This window comes from Nitrospirillum viridazoti CBAmc (assembly GCF_000730165.1).
GTDB lineage: Bacteria > Pseudomonadota > Alphaproteobacteria > Azospirillales > Azospirillaceae > Nitrospirillum > Nitrospirillum viridazoti.
The window spans coordinates 1,237,553-1,253,146 of the sequence record NZ_CP022112.1; the positions used below are offsets into that span (position 1 = coordinate 1,237,553).

Annotated in this window: 11 protein-coding genes; 2 read left to right on the top strand and 9 right to left on the bottom strand. The window is 68.3% G+C overall.

Going from position 1 to position 15,594, the window contains the following annotated elements; genetic code table 11:
- Window positions 1-5: 5 nt before the first annotated feature.
- On the bottom strand, window positions 6-2,267 hold the full coding sequence (locus Y958_RS26990) for a TonB-dependent receptor (RefSeq protein WP_088874942.1): 2,262 nt from the start codon (window positions 2,265-2,267) through the stop codon (window positions 6-8).
- Window positions 2,268-2,549: 282 nt separating this feature from the next.
- On the opposite strand from Y958_RS26990, the gene Y958_RS26995 reads away from it, so the two are divergent.
- Window positions 2,550-4,475 carry a M61 family metallopeptidase gene (locus Y958_RS26995; RefSeq protein ID WP_088874943.1) on the top strand — a complete coding sequence of 642 codons (1,926 nt, stop codon included), beginning with the start codon at window positions 2,550-2,552 and terminating at the stop codon, window positions 4,473-4,475.
- 36 nt (window positions 4,476-4,511) lie between these two features.
- Here the strand turns inward: Y958_RS26995 and Y958_RS27000 are convergent, their stop codons facing one another.
- A complete protein-coding gene (locus tag Y958_RS27000) occupies window positions 4,512-5,273 on the bottom strand; it encodes an SDR family oxidoreductase (protein ID WP_088874944.1) in 762 nt (253 codons plus the stop codon).
- Window positions 5,274-5,321: 48 nt separating this feature from the next.
- Window positions 5,322-6,458, bottom strand: a complete 1,137-nt coding sequence (locus tag Y958_RS27005) for an MFS transporter (protein WP_244909626.1) — start codon at window positions 6,456-6,458, stop codon at window positions 5,322-5,324.
- 144 nt (window positions 6,459-6,602) lie between these two features.
- Here Y958_RS27005 and Y958_RS27010 point away from each other — a divergent pair, with 144 nt between their 5' ends.
- Window positions 6,603-7,523, top strand: coding sequence for a LysR substrate-binding domain-containing protein (locus tag Y958_RS27010; protein WP_088874946.1), 921 nt, complete (start codon window positions 6,603-6,605; stop codon window positions 7,521-7,523).
- On the opposite strand, the gene Y958_RS27015 is transcribed toward Y958_RS27010, so the two are convergent.
- From Y958_RS27015 to Y958_RS27040, 6 genes are all read right to left on the bottom strand, one after another.
- Window positions 7,510-8,883 carry an MFS transporter gene (locus Y958_RS27015; protein WP_244909627.1) on the bottom strand — a complete coding sequence of 458 codons (1,374 nt, stop codon included), beginning with the start codon at window positions 8,881-8,883 and terminating at the stop codon, window positions 7,510-7,512. The genes Y958_RS27010 and Y958_RS27015 overlap by 14 nt on opposite strands.
- A gap of 1 nt (window position 8,884) precedes the next feature.
- Window positions 8,885-10,072 (bottom strand): DUF3089 domain-containing protein, encoded by a 1,188-nt coding sequence (locus Y958_RS27020; protein WP_088874947.1) that lies wholly within the window; start codon window positions 10,070-10,072, stop codon window positions 8,885-8,887.
- Between the two features lie 76 nt (window positions 10,073-10,148).
- Window positions 10,149-11,450 (bottom strand): glycoside hydrolase family 1 protein, encoded by a 1,302-nt coding sequence (locus Y958_RS27025; protein ID WP_088874948.1) that lies wholly within the window; start codon window positions 11,448-11,450, stop codon window positions 10,149-10,151.
- A 57-nt stretch (window positions 11,451-11,507) separates the two neighbouring features.
- Window positions 11,508-13,091, bottom strand: coding sequence for an AMP-binding protein (locus tag Y958_RS27030; RefSeq protein ID WP_244909628.1), 1,584 nt, complete (start codon window positions 13,089-13,091; stop codon window positions 11,508-11,510).
- A 79-nt stretch (window positions 13,092-13,170) separates the two neighbouring features.
- Window positions 13,171-13,860: a TetR/AcrR family transcriptional regulator gene (locus Y958_RS27035; RefSeq protein WP_004273190.1), complete on the bottom strand. Its 690-nt coding sequence runs from the start codon at window positions 13,858-13,860 to the stop codon at window positions 13,171-13,173.
- A 70-nt stretch (window positions 13,861-13,930) separates the two neighbouring features.
- Complete coding sequence (locus tag Y958_RS27040) at window positions 13,931-15,589, bottom strand: carboxylesterase/lipase family protein (RefSeq protein ID WP_088874950.1); 1,659 nt, start codon at window positions 15,587-15,589, stop codon at window positions 13,931-13,933.
- Between the last annotated feature and the right edge of the window lie 5 nt (window positions 15,590-15,594).

A 15,594-nucleotide genomic window follows, 5' to 3' on the forward strand; every position in this document is an offset into this window, starting at 1 on the left:
TCACCTCAAATCCCATAGGTCAGCCGGATGCCGACGGTGCGCGGCCGCATGGTGCCATAGCGGCTGGCCAGGAACGCCTCGGGATGGATGTAGGTGATGGAGGCGTCGTCGAAGAGGTTCTCGACATAAGCCGTGGCCGTCCATTTGTCGCGCGCCACGCTGAAGCTCATGTTCACATTGTTATAGCTGTCGGTGTAGCCGAAGGTGGGGTTGATGGTCTGCGGCTGTCCCGGCACCCGCGGGAACTCGCTGGGAAAGGACCCCACATGCTGGAAATTGATGGCGACGTTGCCCATCATGTCCGGCGTCACATCGAAGGCGTACTGGGCGTAGGCGGATCCCTGGAAATGCGGTGACGACAGGCTGGCGCCCAGCACGGCGCCGGAAATCGCCGCCTCGGCCGCGCTGAGCTTCGTCACCCGGGCGTCATTGAACGAACCGTTCAGGCCGATGGTGAGGCCGGTGACGGGCACGGCGGCGATCTCGAACTCGATGCCCTTGCTTTGTGCCGCGCCGATGTTGGTGGCGAACTGCACCGAGTCCGACACGCGGTTGGCCTGGACCTGGATGTTGCTCCAGTCGATCAGGTAGAGCGCCAGGTTCGCCGACAGCCGGCCGTCAAACCACCGACCCTTGGCGCCGATCTCATAGTTGGTCAGGTCGTCGGAATCCGCGCCGTTGGGAATGATCAGGTCGTTGGCGTTGACCGTGCTGGGCCGCCCGGCATAGGCGTTGACCACGGGGGCGCGGAAGCCGGTGGCGATGGTCGCGTAGGTCGTCAGTTCCGGGATGGGCTTGAACGACGCGCTGACCTTGTAGGACGGCTGGCTGCCCTCCGCCTTCGTGCCGGTGGCCGGCGGCGTCGAGGTGATGGTCAAGGGTCCCGACCTGCCCAGCAAGGCGTTCGTCAGATAATTGGAGTTGTAGCCGCCCGTGGTGAACGCCTGGGCATCCAGGCCGCCATAGCGCAGGCCGCCGGTCAGCCAGAAGTCGTCCGTGACGTGGTAGGTCAGCTCACCAAAACCCGCCAGCTCATGCGAGTTCGTGTAGGTGTAAAGGCGTTGGTAATACTGATCCGGCACGCCGGTGATGTTGTGCGCCTTCAGGTAGGCGATGTCCGAGCGGTAGAGGTAGTTGATGTCCAGCCGGCGATCCAAATAGAAGGTGCCGATGGTCCAATCCCATTTGCCGCCGGGATCGGACGACAGCCGCGCCTCCTCCACGAAGGTGTTCTGGAAGGCGGACGCATCCAGGCCGAAGGGAATGGCGCCGGCGAAGGTGCCGGCCAGGTCCACGAAGAACTGCTGGTCGAATTCCGACCAGGTCGTCGAACTGGTGAAGTGCGCGCCGTCGAACTGATAGTCGATGGTGCCGTTGACGGTGCCCAGCTTGCCGGTGAACAGGTCCGGCTCGTTGGAGTTGCGCTTGTACTTGCCCAGCCGGGGATCGACCAGGGCGCTGTCATGCGGGTTGCTGTCCTCATACGAGGCCAGCAGCTTGATCTGCAGGCGGTCCGACCCCTTGAGCAACAGGCTCATGCGGCCGCCGGTGTCGATCAGCGTGTTGGCGTTGTGCACGCCGGTGCCCAGGTTGTCGACCCAACCCTCCTCATGGCGGTAGAAGCCCACCATGCGCAGCGCCAGCTTGTCCTCCACCAGCGGCACGTTGACCATGGCGTCATAGCGCTGGCGCCAGGAGTCCGATCCGGTCAGGGCGACATCGGCCAGGGCGCTGCTGTCATATTGGGTCACGTCGGGGCTCTTGAGCAGGATGCGCAGGGCGCCCGACAGCGAGCCCGACCCGAACAGCGTCCCCTGCGGACCGCGCAAGAACTCCACGCGTTCCACGTCGAACAGGTTGGGATCCAGAACGGTGGTGTTGCCGGTGGTGGAGATGGGCAGTTCGTCGATGTAGACGGCGACGCTGCTTTGCAGGTTGGCGCCATAGCCATTGGTGGCGATGCCGCGGGCCGTGAAATTGTTGAAGTTGGCGGTGGGCTTGTTCAGCACCACGCCCGGCGTCTCGCGCGCCAGCCCCTCATAACCGACGATGCCCTGCTTGGTCAGTTCCTCCTGCGAGAACGCGGTGACGCTCAGCGGCACGTCCTGCAGACGCTCGGGCCGGCGGGTGGCGGTGACGACAATTTCCTGCAGGGCGTCGGAGGCGGACGCCTTGGGCGCCGTTGACGCGGTATCCTGCGCCCGGGCCGAAACCGTGGACGTGAGTAACGTGGCCGCGCACGCGGACACGAGCAGCTTGGCTCTCATGACGTGTTAATCCTCCCGTGCGTCGCCGATCGAACGTCGGCGTATGGGCGTCACCATGAGGCAGGCGCACCTCCATGTCAACATTCACTCTCACGTGTGTGAATATTATGGTCATGGCAGCAGGCCGGGCTTGGGAATGTGCGTGAGGGGGTTGGCGGAGATCACCGCGCGGGCTGGGTCCAAACCCTGACGCCGCTATTCCCCGGCGCGCGCCACCCGGTTGCGCTAGAGGTAGGCGTGGTGTCTATAAAGCCCGCCTGACAGGCAAAGAAGGATCCCGCGTTGAAGACCTTAGGTTCTGCCGCCGTCGCCCTTCTCCTGGTGGCGGGTTCCGCCTCGGCGCAACCCGGTGCCGGCCCCCAGCCGGTGACGTCGGCGCCATTCGTCCCGGCACCCCAGGACAGGCCCTTCAACGGCGCCATCCGGCTGGAGGTGGACGCGACGGATACCGTGCACAGGGTCTTCACCGTCCATGAAACCATCCCGGTGCAGCAGGCCGGCCGCATGGTCCTGCTGTACCCGGAATATGAGACGGGCAGCCACGCCGCCACCGCCTCCATCGCGGCGCTGGCGGGCCTGACGCTGCATGCGGGCGGCCAGCCCCTGGCCTGGCGTCGCGACCCGCTGAACCCCTACGCCTTCGAGGTGGAGGTGCCGGCGGGCGTCACCGCCGTCGAGGCCGACTTCCAGTTCCTGTCCCCCACCGGCCCGCGCCAGGGGCCCATGCGCATGACGCCCGGCATGGTCACCATCGCCTGGCAGACCCTGTTGCTGTACCCGGCCGGCTGGTTCACCCGCGACATACCCGTGGCGGCCAGCCTGCGCCTGCCCACCGGCATGACCCCGGCCACCACCCTGGCGCCCACTTCCGGCGCCGGGGGAATGCTGAGCTTCGCGACTGAGACGCTGGAGGATCTGGTCGATTCCCCGGTTTATGCCGGCCGCCATGTCCGCGAGGTTCCGCTGTCACAAGACAAGGCGGCGCCGGTGACCCTGGCGCTGCTGGCGGAAAAAGCCGAGGATCTGGAGACCACGCCGACGCAGATCGCGGGCCTTGCCCGCATGGTATCGCAGACCCACCGCCTGCTGGGGTCAGCGCACTACCGCCGCTACGCCCTGATCGTGGCGCTTAACGACCAACTGCCGGGCCCCGGCGGGTTCGAGCACATGGAGTCCAGCGAGAACGCGGTGCCGCCGGACTTCTTCCAGGCCGCCGACGGCTATGCCGTCTACCAGGACCTATTCGCGCACGAGTTCGTCCATTCCTGGAACGGCCGCTACCGCCAGCCGGCCGGCCTGTGGGCCCCGACCTACAACCAGCCGGTCGATGGCAGCCTGCTTTGGGTCTATGAGGGGCAGACGGAGTTTTGGGGCCGTGTGCTGGCGGCACGCGCCGGCCTGAGGACGGCGGCGCAGACGCTGGATGCCCTGGCGATCGATGCCGCCGTCGCCCAATCCCGTGTCGGCCGGGCGTGGAAGTCGCTGCAGGACAGCGCCAACGACCCGTCCATCGCCATCGGCCGGCCCATGGTGTGGCGCGATTGGCAACGGCGGGAGGATTATTATGGCGAGGGCGTGCTGCTGTGGCTGGATGCCGACAGCCTCATCCGCGAGCGCACGGGCGGCAAGCGCGGCCTGGACGACGTGGCGCGCGCCCTGTTCGGCGGCCCGGCCGGGGACCGGGTGATCCGCACCTATGGCTTCGACGACGTCTGCGCCGCCCTCAACAGCGTATTGCCCTTCGACTGGGCCGCCTTCCTGCGCCGGCGGCTGGACGCGCACGACGACACCGGACTGTTGGATGGCCTGACGCGGGGCGGCTATCGCCTGGTCTTCACCGACACACCCACCGACTATTTCCGGCAGACGGAGACGGACGGCGGTGGTATCGACCTCAGCTACTCCATCGGCTTGGTGGTGGACGCCAAGGGCCAGGCCCGCGCCGTCGCCTGGAACGGCCCGGCCTTCCGCGCCGGCCTGACCGTCGGCAGCCGCCTCACCGCGGTCAACGGCCAACCCTTCAGCAGCGACAGGCTGATCGAGGCGGTACGGCAAGCGGCCACCCGTCCGGTCGAGCTGCGCTTCGACAGCGACGGGGCGGACCATACCGCCGCCGTCGACTATCATGGGACCTTGCGCTATCCCCGCCTGGAACGCGTCACCGGCACGCCCGACCGCCTGACGGCGCTTTTACGGCCTCTGCCGTGACGGCAGCCGGCGCGGGAATCACGCAAGCCCCGCCGCTCATTTACCGCCGGTCACATCGAGGAAGGTGCCGGTGATGAAGGACGCCTCGGCGCTGGCCAACCACAGGATCGCGCGGGCGACCTCCTCCGGTTGGCCGCCCCTTCCCATGGGGATGGTGTCCTTGACACGATCAACCCGGCCCGGCTCGCCACCGCTGGCATGCATGTCGGTATAGATGTGACCGGGGCGAATGCAATTGACGCGGATCCCCTCCCGCGCCACCTCTTTCGCGAAGCCGATGGTGAACGTCTCGACGGCGCCCTTGGACGCGGCGTAATCGACATATTCGTTGGGGCTGCCAAGCCGGGCCGACGCCGACGAGATGTTGATCACGGCGCCGCCCCGCCCGTTGTGGCGATAGGCCATGCGCTTCACCGCCTGTTGCGCGCACAGGATGGGGCCAATCGCGTTGACCAGGAAGATGCGCCGCATCCGCTCGAACGCCAAATCCTCCAGCCGGGATTGCCGCGCCAGCATGGCGGCGTTGTTGACCAAGACATCGATCCGCCCGAACACTTGGTCGATCGCGGCGAACAGGTCGGCGACCTGCGCCGGATCGGCACTATCGGCGCGCACGGGCAGAGCCCGGCGCCCGGCCGCCTCCACATCCGCCGCCACCGCCTGGGCGGCGGCCTCGTCGGACAGGAAGCTGATCGCCACGTCATAGCCTTGCGTGGCCGCGAGCCGGGCCGTCGCCGCGCCGATGCCGCGACTTCCCCCCGTTATCAGCATCAGCGGCGCATCAGAGACAGTATTCATTGGATCAACCTTTCTATTTCACCTGGCCCTATTTCACGCGGCCCTGTTTCACGCGGCGGTGCCGCACAGGTGGGGGCGCAACGCCAGAACAAGCGGGACAATCAGGGCGGCGGTCGCGGCGGAGGCCAGCACGCCGACGGTCTGGCTGCTGTGGTCGGCGATCGCGCCGTAAAGGATAGGTGCGACGCCGCCGGAGCCGATCACGCTGGTGTAAAAGACGGCGAAGGCGCGGCCCGTATCGGCGCCCGAAAGCTCAGGCACGGTGCCGTAAAGCACCGAAGAGGTGCCGTTGAGAACGACGCCGAGCAGCGGAAGCAAGATCAGCGTCTGCGTCAGGGGTGTGAACAGCGTCGCCATGATCAGCACGGCGGTCGCGGCCTCGGTCACAATGACGGTTCCGACCACACCCAGCCGTTCCCCCAGCCAGCCGCACGTCGCCTTCCCGAACGCGCCGCCGATGAACAGCAGGCCAAGGGCCAACCCCACGGTGGGCGAACCCCCGCCCTGTCCGTGGATGAGGAAGGGCAGAAACAGTAAATAGCCCATGCGGGTGGCCGTATCGAGCCCGCCTATCGCCGTGAGAATCCCGAAGCCGCCGCGGCCACGACGGCCGGAATGGCCAACTGGCGCGGCCTTTCCCAGGGCGGTCGCCCCCCGCGCCAGCGATGTCAGGGCGATCGCGACGACGACGCCAAGCACCACCATCAGGCCCAGCACCGCCCGCCAGGCGAGGACGGGCAGCAGGACCGCGACGAGCGCCGGCAGCAAGGCCTTTCCGAGGTCGCCCGAAAAATTGTAGATGCCGAGCGGGCGGCGCGACGCCCTGCCGTAACTGTCGGCGACGAGCATCGAGCCGCGTGGATGCTGGATGCTGGACCCGGCGCCGGCCACGATAAGACCGACGCAAAGGCCGGCGAAGCCGAACGGCAACGCCACGACCAGCAGTCCCGTTGATGCGATGAGGGTCGACAGGATCAGCGCCGACCGCGCGGAGACCCCGCGCAGAAGCCGGTCGGCCGGCAGTTGCAGCCCACCCATCGTTCCCGAATAAAGCGCGCGGATGAGGGCGAGCGCCGCGTAGGAAAGACCGAATTGCGCCTGCCACACCGGTAGGAACGCATAGAGCCCGTCGGTATAGCCGTCATGGAGCGCATGGGCGAGGCACGCGGCCAACAGGCTGCGCAATTTCGTCGTCGCTGGGGGGCTGGGGTCGCCCACCGTCGCGGAAAGGCCGGTCGAGGATGCCATGGCGGGATGGTAGATAGGCGATAAATTTTCAACTAGCCTGTCATTGATCACGATATGCGTCAGCTTTAATCACGGGATTCCATGCGCCGCCTGCCCCCCCTGAACGCGCTGCGCGTCTTCGAGGTCGCCGCCCGCACGGGCAGTTACGCCGAGGCGGCGGCGGAGCTTGGCGTAACCCATGGCGCGGTGAGCCGGCACATCGCCGCCCTGGAAGGCTGGCTGGGCCAGAGGCTGTTCACCAAGGAAGGCCGCCGCATGGTGGCGACGCCCATGGCGGGCATATTCGCGGCGGAAGTCGGCCTTTCCCTCGACCGCCTGGCTGTCGCCGCGGAGGCCTGCGGCCGGCCGGGCGCGCGCCGCATCCTGCGTGTCAGCGCGCCAACCAGCTTCGCGATGCGATGGCTGATCCCGCGCCTCGGCCGCTATCATGCGGACCATCCGCATGTGGAGGTCGTGGTCACCACCGTCTCAACGGTGCTTGAGGCGTTGCGCGGGGGTGTGGACGTGGCGATCCGGCGGAGCACCGCGCGGGAGCACGCGTGGCCGCAGCACCGCGTCGTTCCGGTGCTGGATGACATCGACACGCTGATCATGAGCCCGGCGTTGTTCGCCCGCCGGCCCATCCTGCGGCCCGCCGACATCGAGGGGCACACCCTGCTGGCGACCGAGACACGCGGCGGCGACTGGGCCGACTGGCTGGAAGCGGCGGACCTGCACCACCTCGCCGGGCTTCCGCGCCAGGTGTTCGATCACTTCTTCGTGACGCGCCAGGCAGTGGAAGACGGGCTGGGCATCGGGATCGGCCCGCTGCCCATGCTGGAGATCGATATCGCCGGGGGACGGCTGATGACGCCACTGCCGCAGATCCAAGTTCCGCGCCTGGGCTATGTCGCCGTCGTCCCGCGCCAGGCCGACGCCGCCAACCTGCTGACCGGTTTCGTCGACTGGCTTGTCGAAGAGGGGGGCCGTCCCCCGCCGGGCCCTGGGCCTACCCAACCGTAGCGCGCGCCCTCGCCCGGCGGCCCCTCGCCCGGCGACCGAGGGCAAGGACGCTGAGGAAGGAAACGGCGCACATCGCGCCCAGGTAGACCGATATGGGTACCGTTGACTGGAAGCGCGCGAACAGCGCCGTGGCGATGATGGGGGCGAAGCCGCCACCGACGACGGAACCGACCTGATAACCGAGCGACGCGCCGGAATAGCGCACCTCGACGGGAAACAGTTCCGCGAACAGGGCGGCCTGCGGCCCGTACATCAGGCTGAGGAACAGCATCTCCACCGTGATCGCCAAGGTGATAAGGACGGGCGATGCCGTTTCAATCAGGGGAAACAGGGCGAAGGCCCAGAGACCGGCCAGCACGGCGCCGACCATGAATATGCCCCGGCGGCCGAATTTGTCGGAAACAGCCCCGCAGATGATGAGGACCGGCAGCATGAGCGCGCTGGCCAGCATCACGGCGGCCAGCAATGTCTCCTTCGCGATGCCCAGGGTCGCGGTACCGTAGGCGACGACATAGGTGATCGCCATGTAGAAGCAGGTGTTGTTGGCGACGAAGGCGCCCCCCGCCAGCAGCACATCCCCAAGGTGGTCACGCAGGACCCTGGCCAGGGGCGGTCCCTGGACGGCGCCCGCCACAGTGGCCCCAACGGTCTCGAACTCCCCGGGTTCCTCCAGGTGACGCCGGACATAACCGCCGATCAGAACCAGCACGACGCTGAGCAGGAACGGCAGGCGCCACCCCCACGCCAGGAAGGCCTGGGGTGCCAAGCCCTGGCCGACCAGCAGGAAGACGACGTTCGCCAGCACCAGGCCCACAGGTACGCCGATCTGGACGAAACTGCCATAGAACCCGCGCCGTCCGCTGGGTGCGCTCTCGATCGCCATGAGCGCGGCGCCGCCCCACTGCCCGCCCACCGCCAGGCCCTGTGCGAACCGCAGGGCCACCAGCGCCAGGGGGGCGGCCACGCCGACCTGGGCATAGCCCGGCAACAGGCCGATGCCGGTGGTCGCAAGCCCCATCAGCAGCAGGGCGCCCGAAAGCGCGCGTTTGCGGCCGAAAACGTCCCCCAGATGGCCGAACACGACGCCGCCCAGGGGCCGCACGATGAACCCCACGGCGAAGGTGCTGAACGCCGCGATCTGCGCCACGAGCGGGGGCAGGTCGATGGGAAAGAACTGCGCCGGAAACACCAGGGCCGCCGCCGTTCCGTAGATGAAGAAGTCGTACCACTCGATGGCCGCGGCGGCCGCAGCGGTGACGGCGACCTTGACGATGGACGCGCCAGGCGCGGGGACGATGGACGCGCCAGGCGCGGGCACCTTGCCGGTCATCGTCCCCTCCCCCTCTATTTTCTTATCCATTCTAGCGGCGCCCGGCGGCATAGGCCGCGCCTTGGCGGCCTATGATGTCGACCAAGTCGCCGATCGCCTCGTGCATGTCGATGCGATGCAGCCCCCAGTCGGGAAACAAGCGCCCGTCCACGATCACATCGCCGGGGATATCCCGTGTCCGGGCATCGTCCGTGCCCGCGTTGACGTGGATGGCCAGGTAGGTGTGGTCCCCGTTGCTGACGCACCGGGCGGTCAACAGGCCGGGGGTGGTGACGAAGGGGGTATCGATCGTTCGGGGTGTCCTGGTCCAGGAAAAGCCGGCCGGCGCCCAGGCCCCGAAATCCGCCGCGAAATAGCTGTGCAGGGATCCTGCCCCTCCCGCCAGGTCAGCCGGATTGGTGCAGAGCGCGTGGGAATTGGTGAAAATCTTCTGGGACAAAGGGTCCAGGGCGCGGCCGAACAGGCCGCCCGGCGGCGGCGGCGCCGAATCCCGGAAGGAAACGTAGGCGATGACACAGCCCGTCTGGTCGGCGGCGTGACAGGCCGGAATATGCTGGAAGGTGCCGCCGACGTCGGCCCCATCGGGGACCACGACGTTGGTGCCCAGCAGGATGGCCGACACCAGGCGCGCCTGCGCCGGCTTGCCGTCGATCTCTTCCTGCATCAGCTGCGTCAACACGACGGAGCCCTGGCTATGCCCGATAAGCACGACACCACGCCCCTGGTTATCGTGCGCCATGTAGTGGCGCCACGCCGCCAGGATGTCGGCATACGGCATCGCCCTGTCCGGCGGCTGGCCGGCCGTGCCGTTCATGCGCGCATGCAGTGAGGTCAGGGTCACCTGCCGGTACATCGGTGCGAAGGTTCGGCACCGGGCGGCATACCGGGCGAATTGCCCGGCCACGACGGTGAATTCCTCCGGCCCAGGCATCAGGTCACTGTTGCCGCCCGGATCCAGCGAAACGGTGGGATAGACGTAGAAGCAGTCGATCGGCGGATCGCTGGCCGGCCTGAAGGTCTCGCGCGTCATGTGGCCATCCGCCGTGATGACGGTCGCGGTCTGGTCCTGCGCGCAGGCGTCGGCCCGGCCGGGACGGCAGAGCCAGTTGGCGTCCTGGCTATAGTCGGGCGCCGCTGGCCCGGCGGTTTGCGCCCGGCCCGGCACGGCCGCGACCCACAGGCCGGCGACCAGCGCCGCGCCTTTCCAAAACCCGTCCATGACGCCTCCCGTTTTATCGTTTTCCCGGTTTATCGTTCGCTGCCAACTCTCGGATCCTGTGGCGGGCTGGGCCGTCTCAGCCTCCGCGGATGATGTCCGCCAGGTGCTGGGAACTGGGCTTGGGTGTTCGCGCGAAGGTGTCGCGGTCGACGGCCACCAGGCCGAAATGCTGGCCGTACCCTTGCGTCCATTCGAAATTGTCCAGCAACGACCAGTAGATGTAGCTGCGCACGTCGATACCCGCGCGCAGGCTTGCCTCTACCTCCGCGACGCTGGCGTCCAGCCAGGCGACGCGGCGGGCGTCGTCATCCGTGGCGATGCCGCTTTCGGTGACGAATATGGGCTTGGCGGTCTTGCGCGCGGCCAGCCGGATCACCTGTCCCAGGGCCTGCGGGTAATATTCATATCCCGCCGCCGTCATCTCCGCCCCCGGCGGCGCGGCGGTCAGGCCCTTGGCATCGACCCGCAGGCGCGTGTACGCCTGCACGCCCACGAAATCGCTGGCGTTCACCGCATCCCACCAGCCACCGTACAGCGTCGCCTCGACGGTGGGGGCGAGGCTGTCGTCGCCCACCGCTTCCACCGCCTGCGTGGTCAGCGTGACGCCCACGGGGAAATCGCCGGGTCCCGCCTTGATGGCCTGGTAGGCCTTGGCATGAGCCTCGAGCAGATGGGCGTCGATGCGGTCGGGGTCGGCGAACAGGATGGAAGAGAACCGTGGGGACTGGGTGGCACGGGCCGCGGCGGCGATCATCGCGGTGCGCGCGGCCCGGTATTCGGGCGTGGCCGCCCCCCGCAGGACCTTCACCAGCAGGTGGATGTTGGCCTCGTTGAAGGGCGAGGCCATGCCGATTTGGCCGCCCAGCGCGCGCGTGGCCCGTTCGCAGAAGCGGGCGAACAGGTCGGGGCTGTCCGGTGCCTCCCATCCCCCGCGGGTCGCGAACCACAACGGCACGGTGAAGTGGTTGTACGTCACGATGGGCAACAGCCCGTGCGCCCGGCAGGCGGCCAGTACCCGCGTGTAGTGGTCCAGCTCGACCTGGGAAAAATGGCCCGGCTCCGGCTCTATCCGGGCCCATTCGATGCCGAAGCGATAGCAGTTCAGCCCGATCGCCCGGGCGATGGCGAAGTCCTGCTCGTATCGATGATAGCTGTCGCAGGCGCCGCCCGACGGCTCCTTGTAGACCGTCTCCGGCAGGTGCTCCAGCAGCCAGCTGTCGGAATTGGTGTCGTTGCCTTCGCTCTGGTGGGCCGAGATCGCGGCCCCCCACAGGAAGCCCTTCGGCATGGCCGGGCGTCGGGCCGCGCGCGCGGGAAGCGCGTTCAAGGCGGTCGCCGCCGCCAGCCCCGCCAATACCGTCCGGCGTGTGGTCGCCATTCCTTCCTCCCTCAAATCCTTCGCCTCTGTTCCCCGTGTGCCGCATCCCCACCTTGCTCAGCCGTGGTCGGCACGCAGGCGCGCCTTGTCGATCTTGCCCGTCACCGCCTGCGGCATGGCACCGACGCGCACGATGGCGTCGGGCAACCACCAGGACGGTATGCGTGGCCGCAGCGCGGCCAGCAGCGCCTCGTCGCTGATGTATCCGCCCTGGCGCTGCTCGATCACCAGGACCGGACGCTCGCCCCACTTGGCATCGGCCCTGCCTACCACCGCCACTTGCGCCACCTCGGGCAAGGCGCCCACGATGGCCTCGATCTCGACAGGGTTGATCCATTCCCCGCCCGACTTGATCAGGTCCTTGGCCCGGCCCGTGATACTGACCTGGCCGTCGGCGTCGATGACGGCCAGGTCGCCGGTGTCGAACCAGCCGTCGGCGTCGATGGCCGGTTCGCCCTGCCCAAAATAGCGTTCGACCACGGCGGCCCCCCGCACCCGCAGCCGGCCCTCACGTCCCCGCTGCTCGGGCAGCGGCGCGCCGTCGGCATCGGTCAGCCGTAAATCGACACCGATGGGCGGGCGGCCGGAACGGGAGGCCAGCCGCACCGGCGCGCCCGGTGGCGTGGTGGTGCCCAGGGGCGACAGTTCCGTCATGCCCCAGCTGGTCTGCACGACCACGCCCAGGCGCCTTTCCAGCCGGTCCATAAGCGCCTGCGGCACCGACGCGCCGCCCAGCATGACCCTTTTCAGCGAAGGCGTGTCCTCGCCCGTCCGGTCCAGATGGTCCAGCAGCCCCAGCCAAACTGTCGCCACGCCAGCCGCGACGGTGACGCCCTCCGCGTTGATCATGGCCGCCAGGCTGGGGCCGTCCTGGTGACGGCCGGGAAGGATCAGCTTGGCCCCCACAGCCGGCCCGGAGAACGGGAAACCCCAGCCGTTGGCATGGAACATGGGCACCGCGACCAGAACGCTGTCGCGCGCGGTGAGGCCGCTGGCGTCCGCCTGCAGCTGGTGGACGGTGTGCAGGTAGTTGGACCGGTGCGTGTAGGTAACGCCCTTGGGCGCGCCCGTGGTGCCGGAGGTGAAGCACAGCCCCGCCGGGGTGTTCTCGTCGAAGCCGCCCCAGGCGGTATCCCGGCCCAGGCCCGCCAGCATGTCCTCGTACCCCCAGACGCGGACAGGGCCGTCGTCCAGCACGCCGGGAAGCGGGCCCCGCGCCTCGGCACCCGGCTCGTCCAGCACGACGACATGCTCCAGCGTCGGGCAGGCCGCCGCCAGCGCGCCGGCCAACGCCGTCAGATCCGGGCTGACGACCAGCACGCGGTTGGCTGCCTGCCGGATCATGCCGGCCAAGTGTGCGGGTGCCAGGCGGGGATTGAGGGTATGGCACACGATGCCGACCCCGACGGCGCCATACCAGCATTCCAGATGCGCCTGGCTGTTCCAGGCCAGGATGCCCAGATTATCCCCGAGGCCCAGGCCCAGCGCCTGGAACGCGCCTGACAGCCGCCGGCTGCGGTCCCGCAGCGCCGCATAGCCGATGCGGGTACCGGGCCCGCCCGCCGTCACTACCTCGGTGGCGCCGTGCCACTTGGCCGCATGGTCGATGAAGCGATCCAGGGTCAGGGCATACGGCTGCATCGCGCCGGCCGGCAAAGGCCCAAGGGGTGGAGGCCCAAGGGGCGAAGAGCTGGTCATCGGGGTGGGCGGTTCAGGCATGCTAGGGTGTCTTGTTCTGTTGGCAGATGGCCAGGAAGCCGGCGGCCATGAACTTGGCCATGTGCTTCTTGATGGAGACGAAGTCGTTGGAAGAACAAAGGCCGTGGGACAATTCGTCCAGACGGCCGGTACGGGCCATGTTGTGAGTCATGGCGCCCGACACGAAGTGATAGCCCCAGAAGATCGTCTCCTCGTCACAGTCCGGCATGGCCTTCTTCAGCAGGTCGATCAGCGCCAGGACGACGGGATTGAAGTATTTGGTCATTTTCTCGGCGCCCCAGCCGGCAGCGCTGTTGGCCTGCGCGGCGATCTTGCCGAAGGTGGCCCACTGTTCCACATCGTCGATCTGCACGTTCAGGTCGGCGTCGATCCAGGCGCTCAACGCCCCCTCGACCGTGACGGCGTCGCCCACCTCCTCGGCATAGCGCCGCATGGACTCCAGACGGTTACGGGCGGAAATGGGCGCCTTGCGCGCCCAGACCGCCTCGCAGATGCTGTCCTTGCCGTTGAAGTGGTAGTGGATCAGCGTGGAACTGACGCCGACGCGGGCGGCCACGTCCTTCAGCGTGAAGCCGTGGTAGCCGAATTCGGCGAACAGCTGCTCCGCCGCGTCCAGGATGCGTTCGATCGACGCCTCGCGGGCGCGGGCTTTGTGGTTACGGGCGCGCGTGGGTTGATCAGTGTTGCTCATTCGATTCCAAACTCCCGACCTGGATACCAAGGCGGCCTTCCCGGGCCGCCTTGGTCTGTCCCAGGTACGGTTAAAAGGCCGAGAAGCCGATGTCGAGCCGCCAGCCGCGTCCCTGCTGGCGGCGGGTGGCGACCAGCGTATCGGCGTAGGTGAAGGCGGCCGGCTGCAGGCCGCGCCGGGCGGCTGGACGGTCATCGATGTCGAGATAGCCGGCCTGGGCTGCCATATACCGGGGCCATGCCGCCTCCCCCGGGGCGGTGGGCGCGCCATCCCGGACGAAGCTGGCCCAGTAGTTCATCATGGCATCCGAGAGCCGGGCCTCCGTTTCGGTCAGCGGCGGCCGGGGCCAGTTGGGTCCCAGCGCCCCGGACGGACCGACCTGGCCGAAGATGTAGGGCAGCTCGCTGGCATGGAAGGCCGCTAGGTCGCGCGCCCGCTCCGCCGGGGTGCTGTGTCGGAAATAATAGAGATAGGCCGGCTGTCCCGCCGCCGCCTGTTGGCGCGCCAAATACTGGGCGGCCCACCCATACAGCCCGTCGCGGATGGAAGCCATCACATCGGCCCGTGGGTCGGCCCCGGGATAGACCGCCAGGTAGGCGGGCGCCTGGGGACCGAAGCGGCGGCGGACGTCGGCATCATACGCCGCCGGGGTGTCGGGCGCCTTGGGCATCAGGAAGGGCAGCGAGCGGATCTCCCCCTCGTTGAAGCCCGCCAGAACGGGCACCTTGGCCTGCTCTCCCCGGGCGAAGGTGTCCGCGAACTGCCGCGTCAGCGTGACGCCGTCGATCACCGGCTCCGGCTGCCAGCCTTGGGCCATGCCGGCCTTGAACAAGGCGACAAGGTCGGCTTTGCGCAGCGCAGCAGCGTCGGTGGCGCCCACCGCGGTGGCCAACGCCGCACCCGCCGCCTCCGCCGATGGAAGGCCCAGGGTTTCCTCATGCAGAGCCCGGTAAGAGGGCATGTACCCGCTTTGCGAAATCGCGCCGGCGAACAGGCCGCGGGCCGGCGGGCTGGCCAGCAGCGCGATGACGCTGAGGCCGCCGGCCGACTCCCCGGCGATGGTGACCCGGCCGGGATCGCCGCCGAACGCCGCGATGTTGTCGCGTACCCAGCGCAGCGCCGCGATCTGGTCCAACAGCCCGTAGTTGCCCGACAGGTGCTGCGGCGATTCCGCACTGAGCGCCGGATGCGCCAGGAAGCCCAGCAAACCCAAGCGATAATTGATGGAAACGACGATGATGCCGCGTCGCGCCAGGTTGGCACCGTCATACAGCGGTTCGGAACTGCTGCCCCCCACCAGCGCGCCGCCGTGGATCCAGACCATGACCGGCAAATGTTCCGCCCCGGCGGGCGTCCAGACGTTCAGGGTAAGGCAGTCCTCGCTGACCGGGGCCATGCCGCCCGAATAGATGCCGGTGGATGACGGCGGCGGTTGCAGGCAGGCGTGGCCGAAATCGCGGGCGTCGCGCACCCCCGTCCAAGCTCGGGCCGGAACCGGCGGGCGCCAGCGCAGGTCGCCCACCGGCGGCTCGGCGTAGGGAATGCCTTTGAAGGCTGCCACCTTGGTTCCCGGCACCATGGCTCCCTGCAGGTCGCCACCGCTGACGTGTGCCCGGGGCGGGGTGTCCGCCGGCCCGACCGGCGCTGTTTTGGCGCAGGACATAAGGGCCAACCCCAGGCAGGCCGCCGCCAGCCAGCGGTGCCCTTGTCCCCTTCGCGCTTTCCGCATCGTCG

What these genes read in the sequence shown, in the direction of transcription:
- Y958_RS26990 (WP_088874942.1), bottom strand. Translation starts at nt 2,267, where the DNA reads ATGAGAGCCAAGCTGCTCGTGTCCGCGTGCGCGGCCACGTTACTCACG.
- Y958_RS27000 (WP_088874944.1), bottom strand. Translation starts at nt 5,273, where the DNA reads ATGAATACTGTCTCTGATGCGCCGCTGATGCTGATAACGGGGGGAAGT.
- Y958_RS27010 (WP_088874946.1), top strand. Translation starts at nt 6,603, where the DNA reads ATGCGCCGCCTGCCCCCCCTGAACGCGCTGCGCGTCTTCGAGGTCGCC.
- Y958_RS27015 (WP_244909627.1), bottom strand. Translation starts at nt 8,883, where the DNA reads ATGGATAAGAAAATAGAGGGGGAGGGGACGATGACCGGCAAGGTGCCC.
- Y958_RS27020 (WP_088874947.1), bottom strand. Translation starts at nt 10,072, where the DNA reads ATGGACGGGTTTTGGAAAGGCGCGGCGCTGGTCGCCGGCCTGTGGGTC.
- Y958_RS27025 (WP_088874948.1), bottom strand. Translation starts at nt 11,450, where the DNA reads ATGGCGACCACACGCCGGACGGTATTGGCGGGGCTGGCGGCGGCGACC.
- Y958_RS27030 (WP_244909628.1), bottom strand. Translation starts at nt 13,091, where the DNA reads ATGCAGCCGTATGCCCTGACCCTGGATCGCTTCATCGACCATGCGGCC.
- Y958_RS27035 (WP_004273190.1), bottom strand. Translation starts at nt 13,860, where the DNA reads ATGAGCAACACTGATCAACCCACGCGCGCCCGTAACCACAAAGCCCGC.
- Y958_RS27040 (WP_088874950.1), bottom strand. Translation starts at nt 15,589, where the DNA reads ATGCGGAAAGCGCGAAGGGGACAAGGGCACCGCTGGCTGGCGGCGGCC.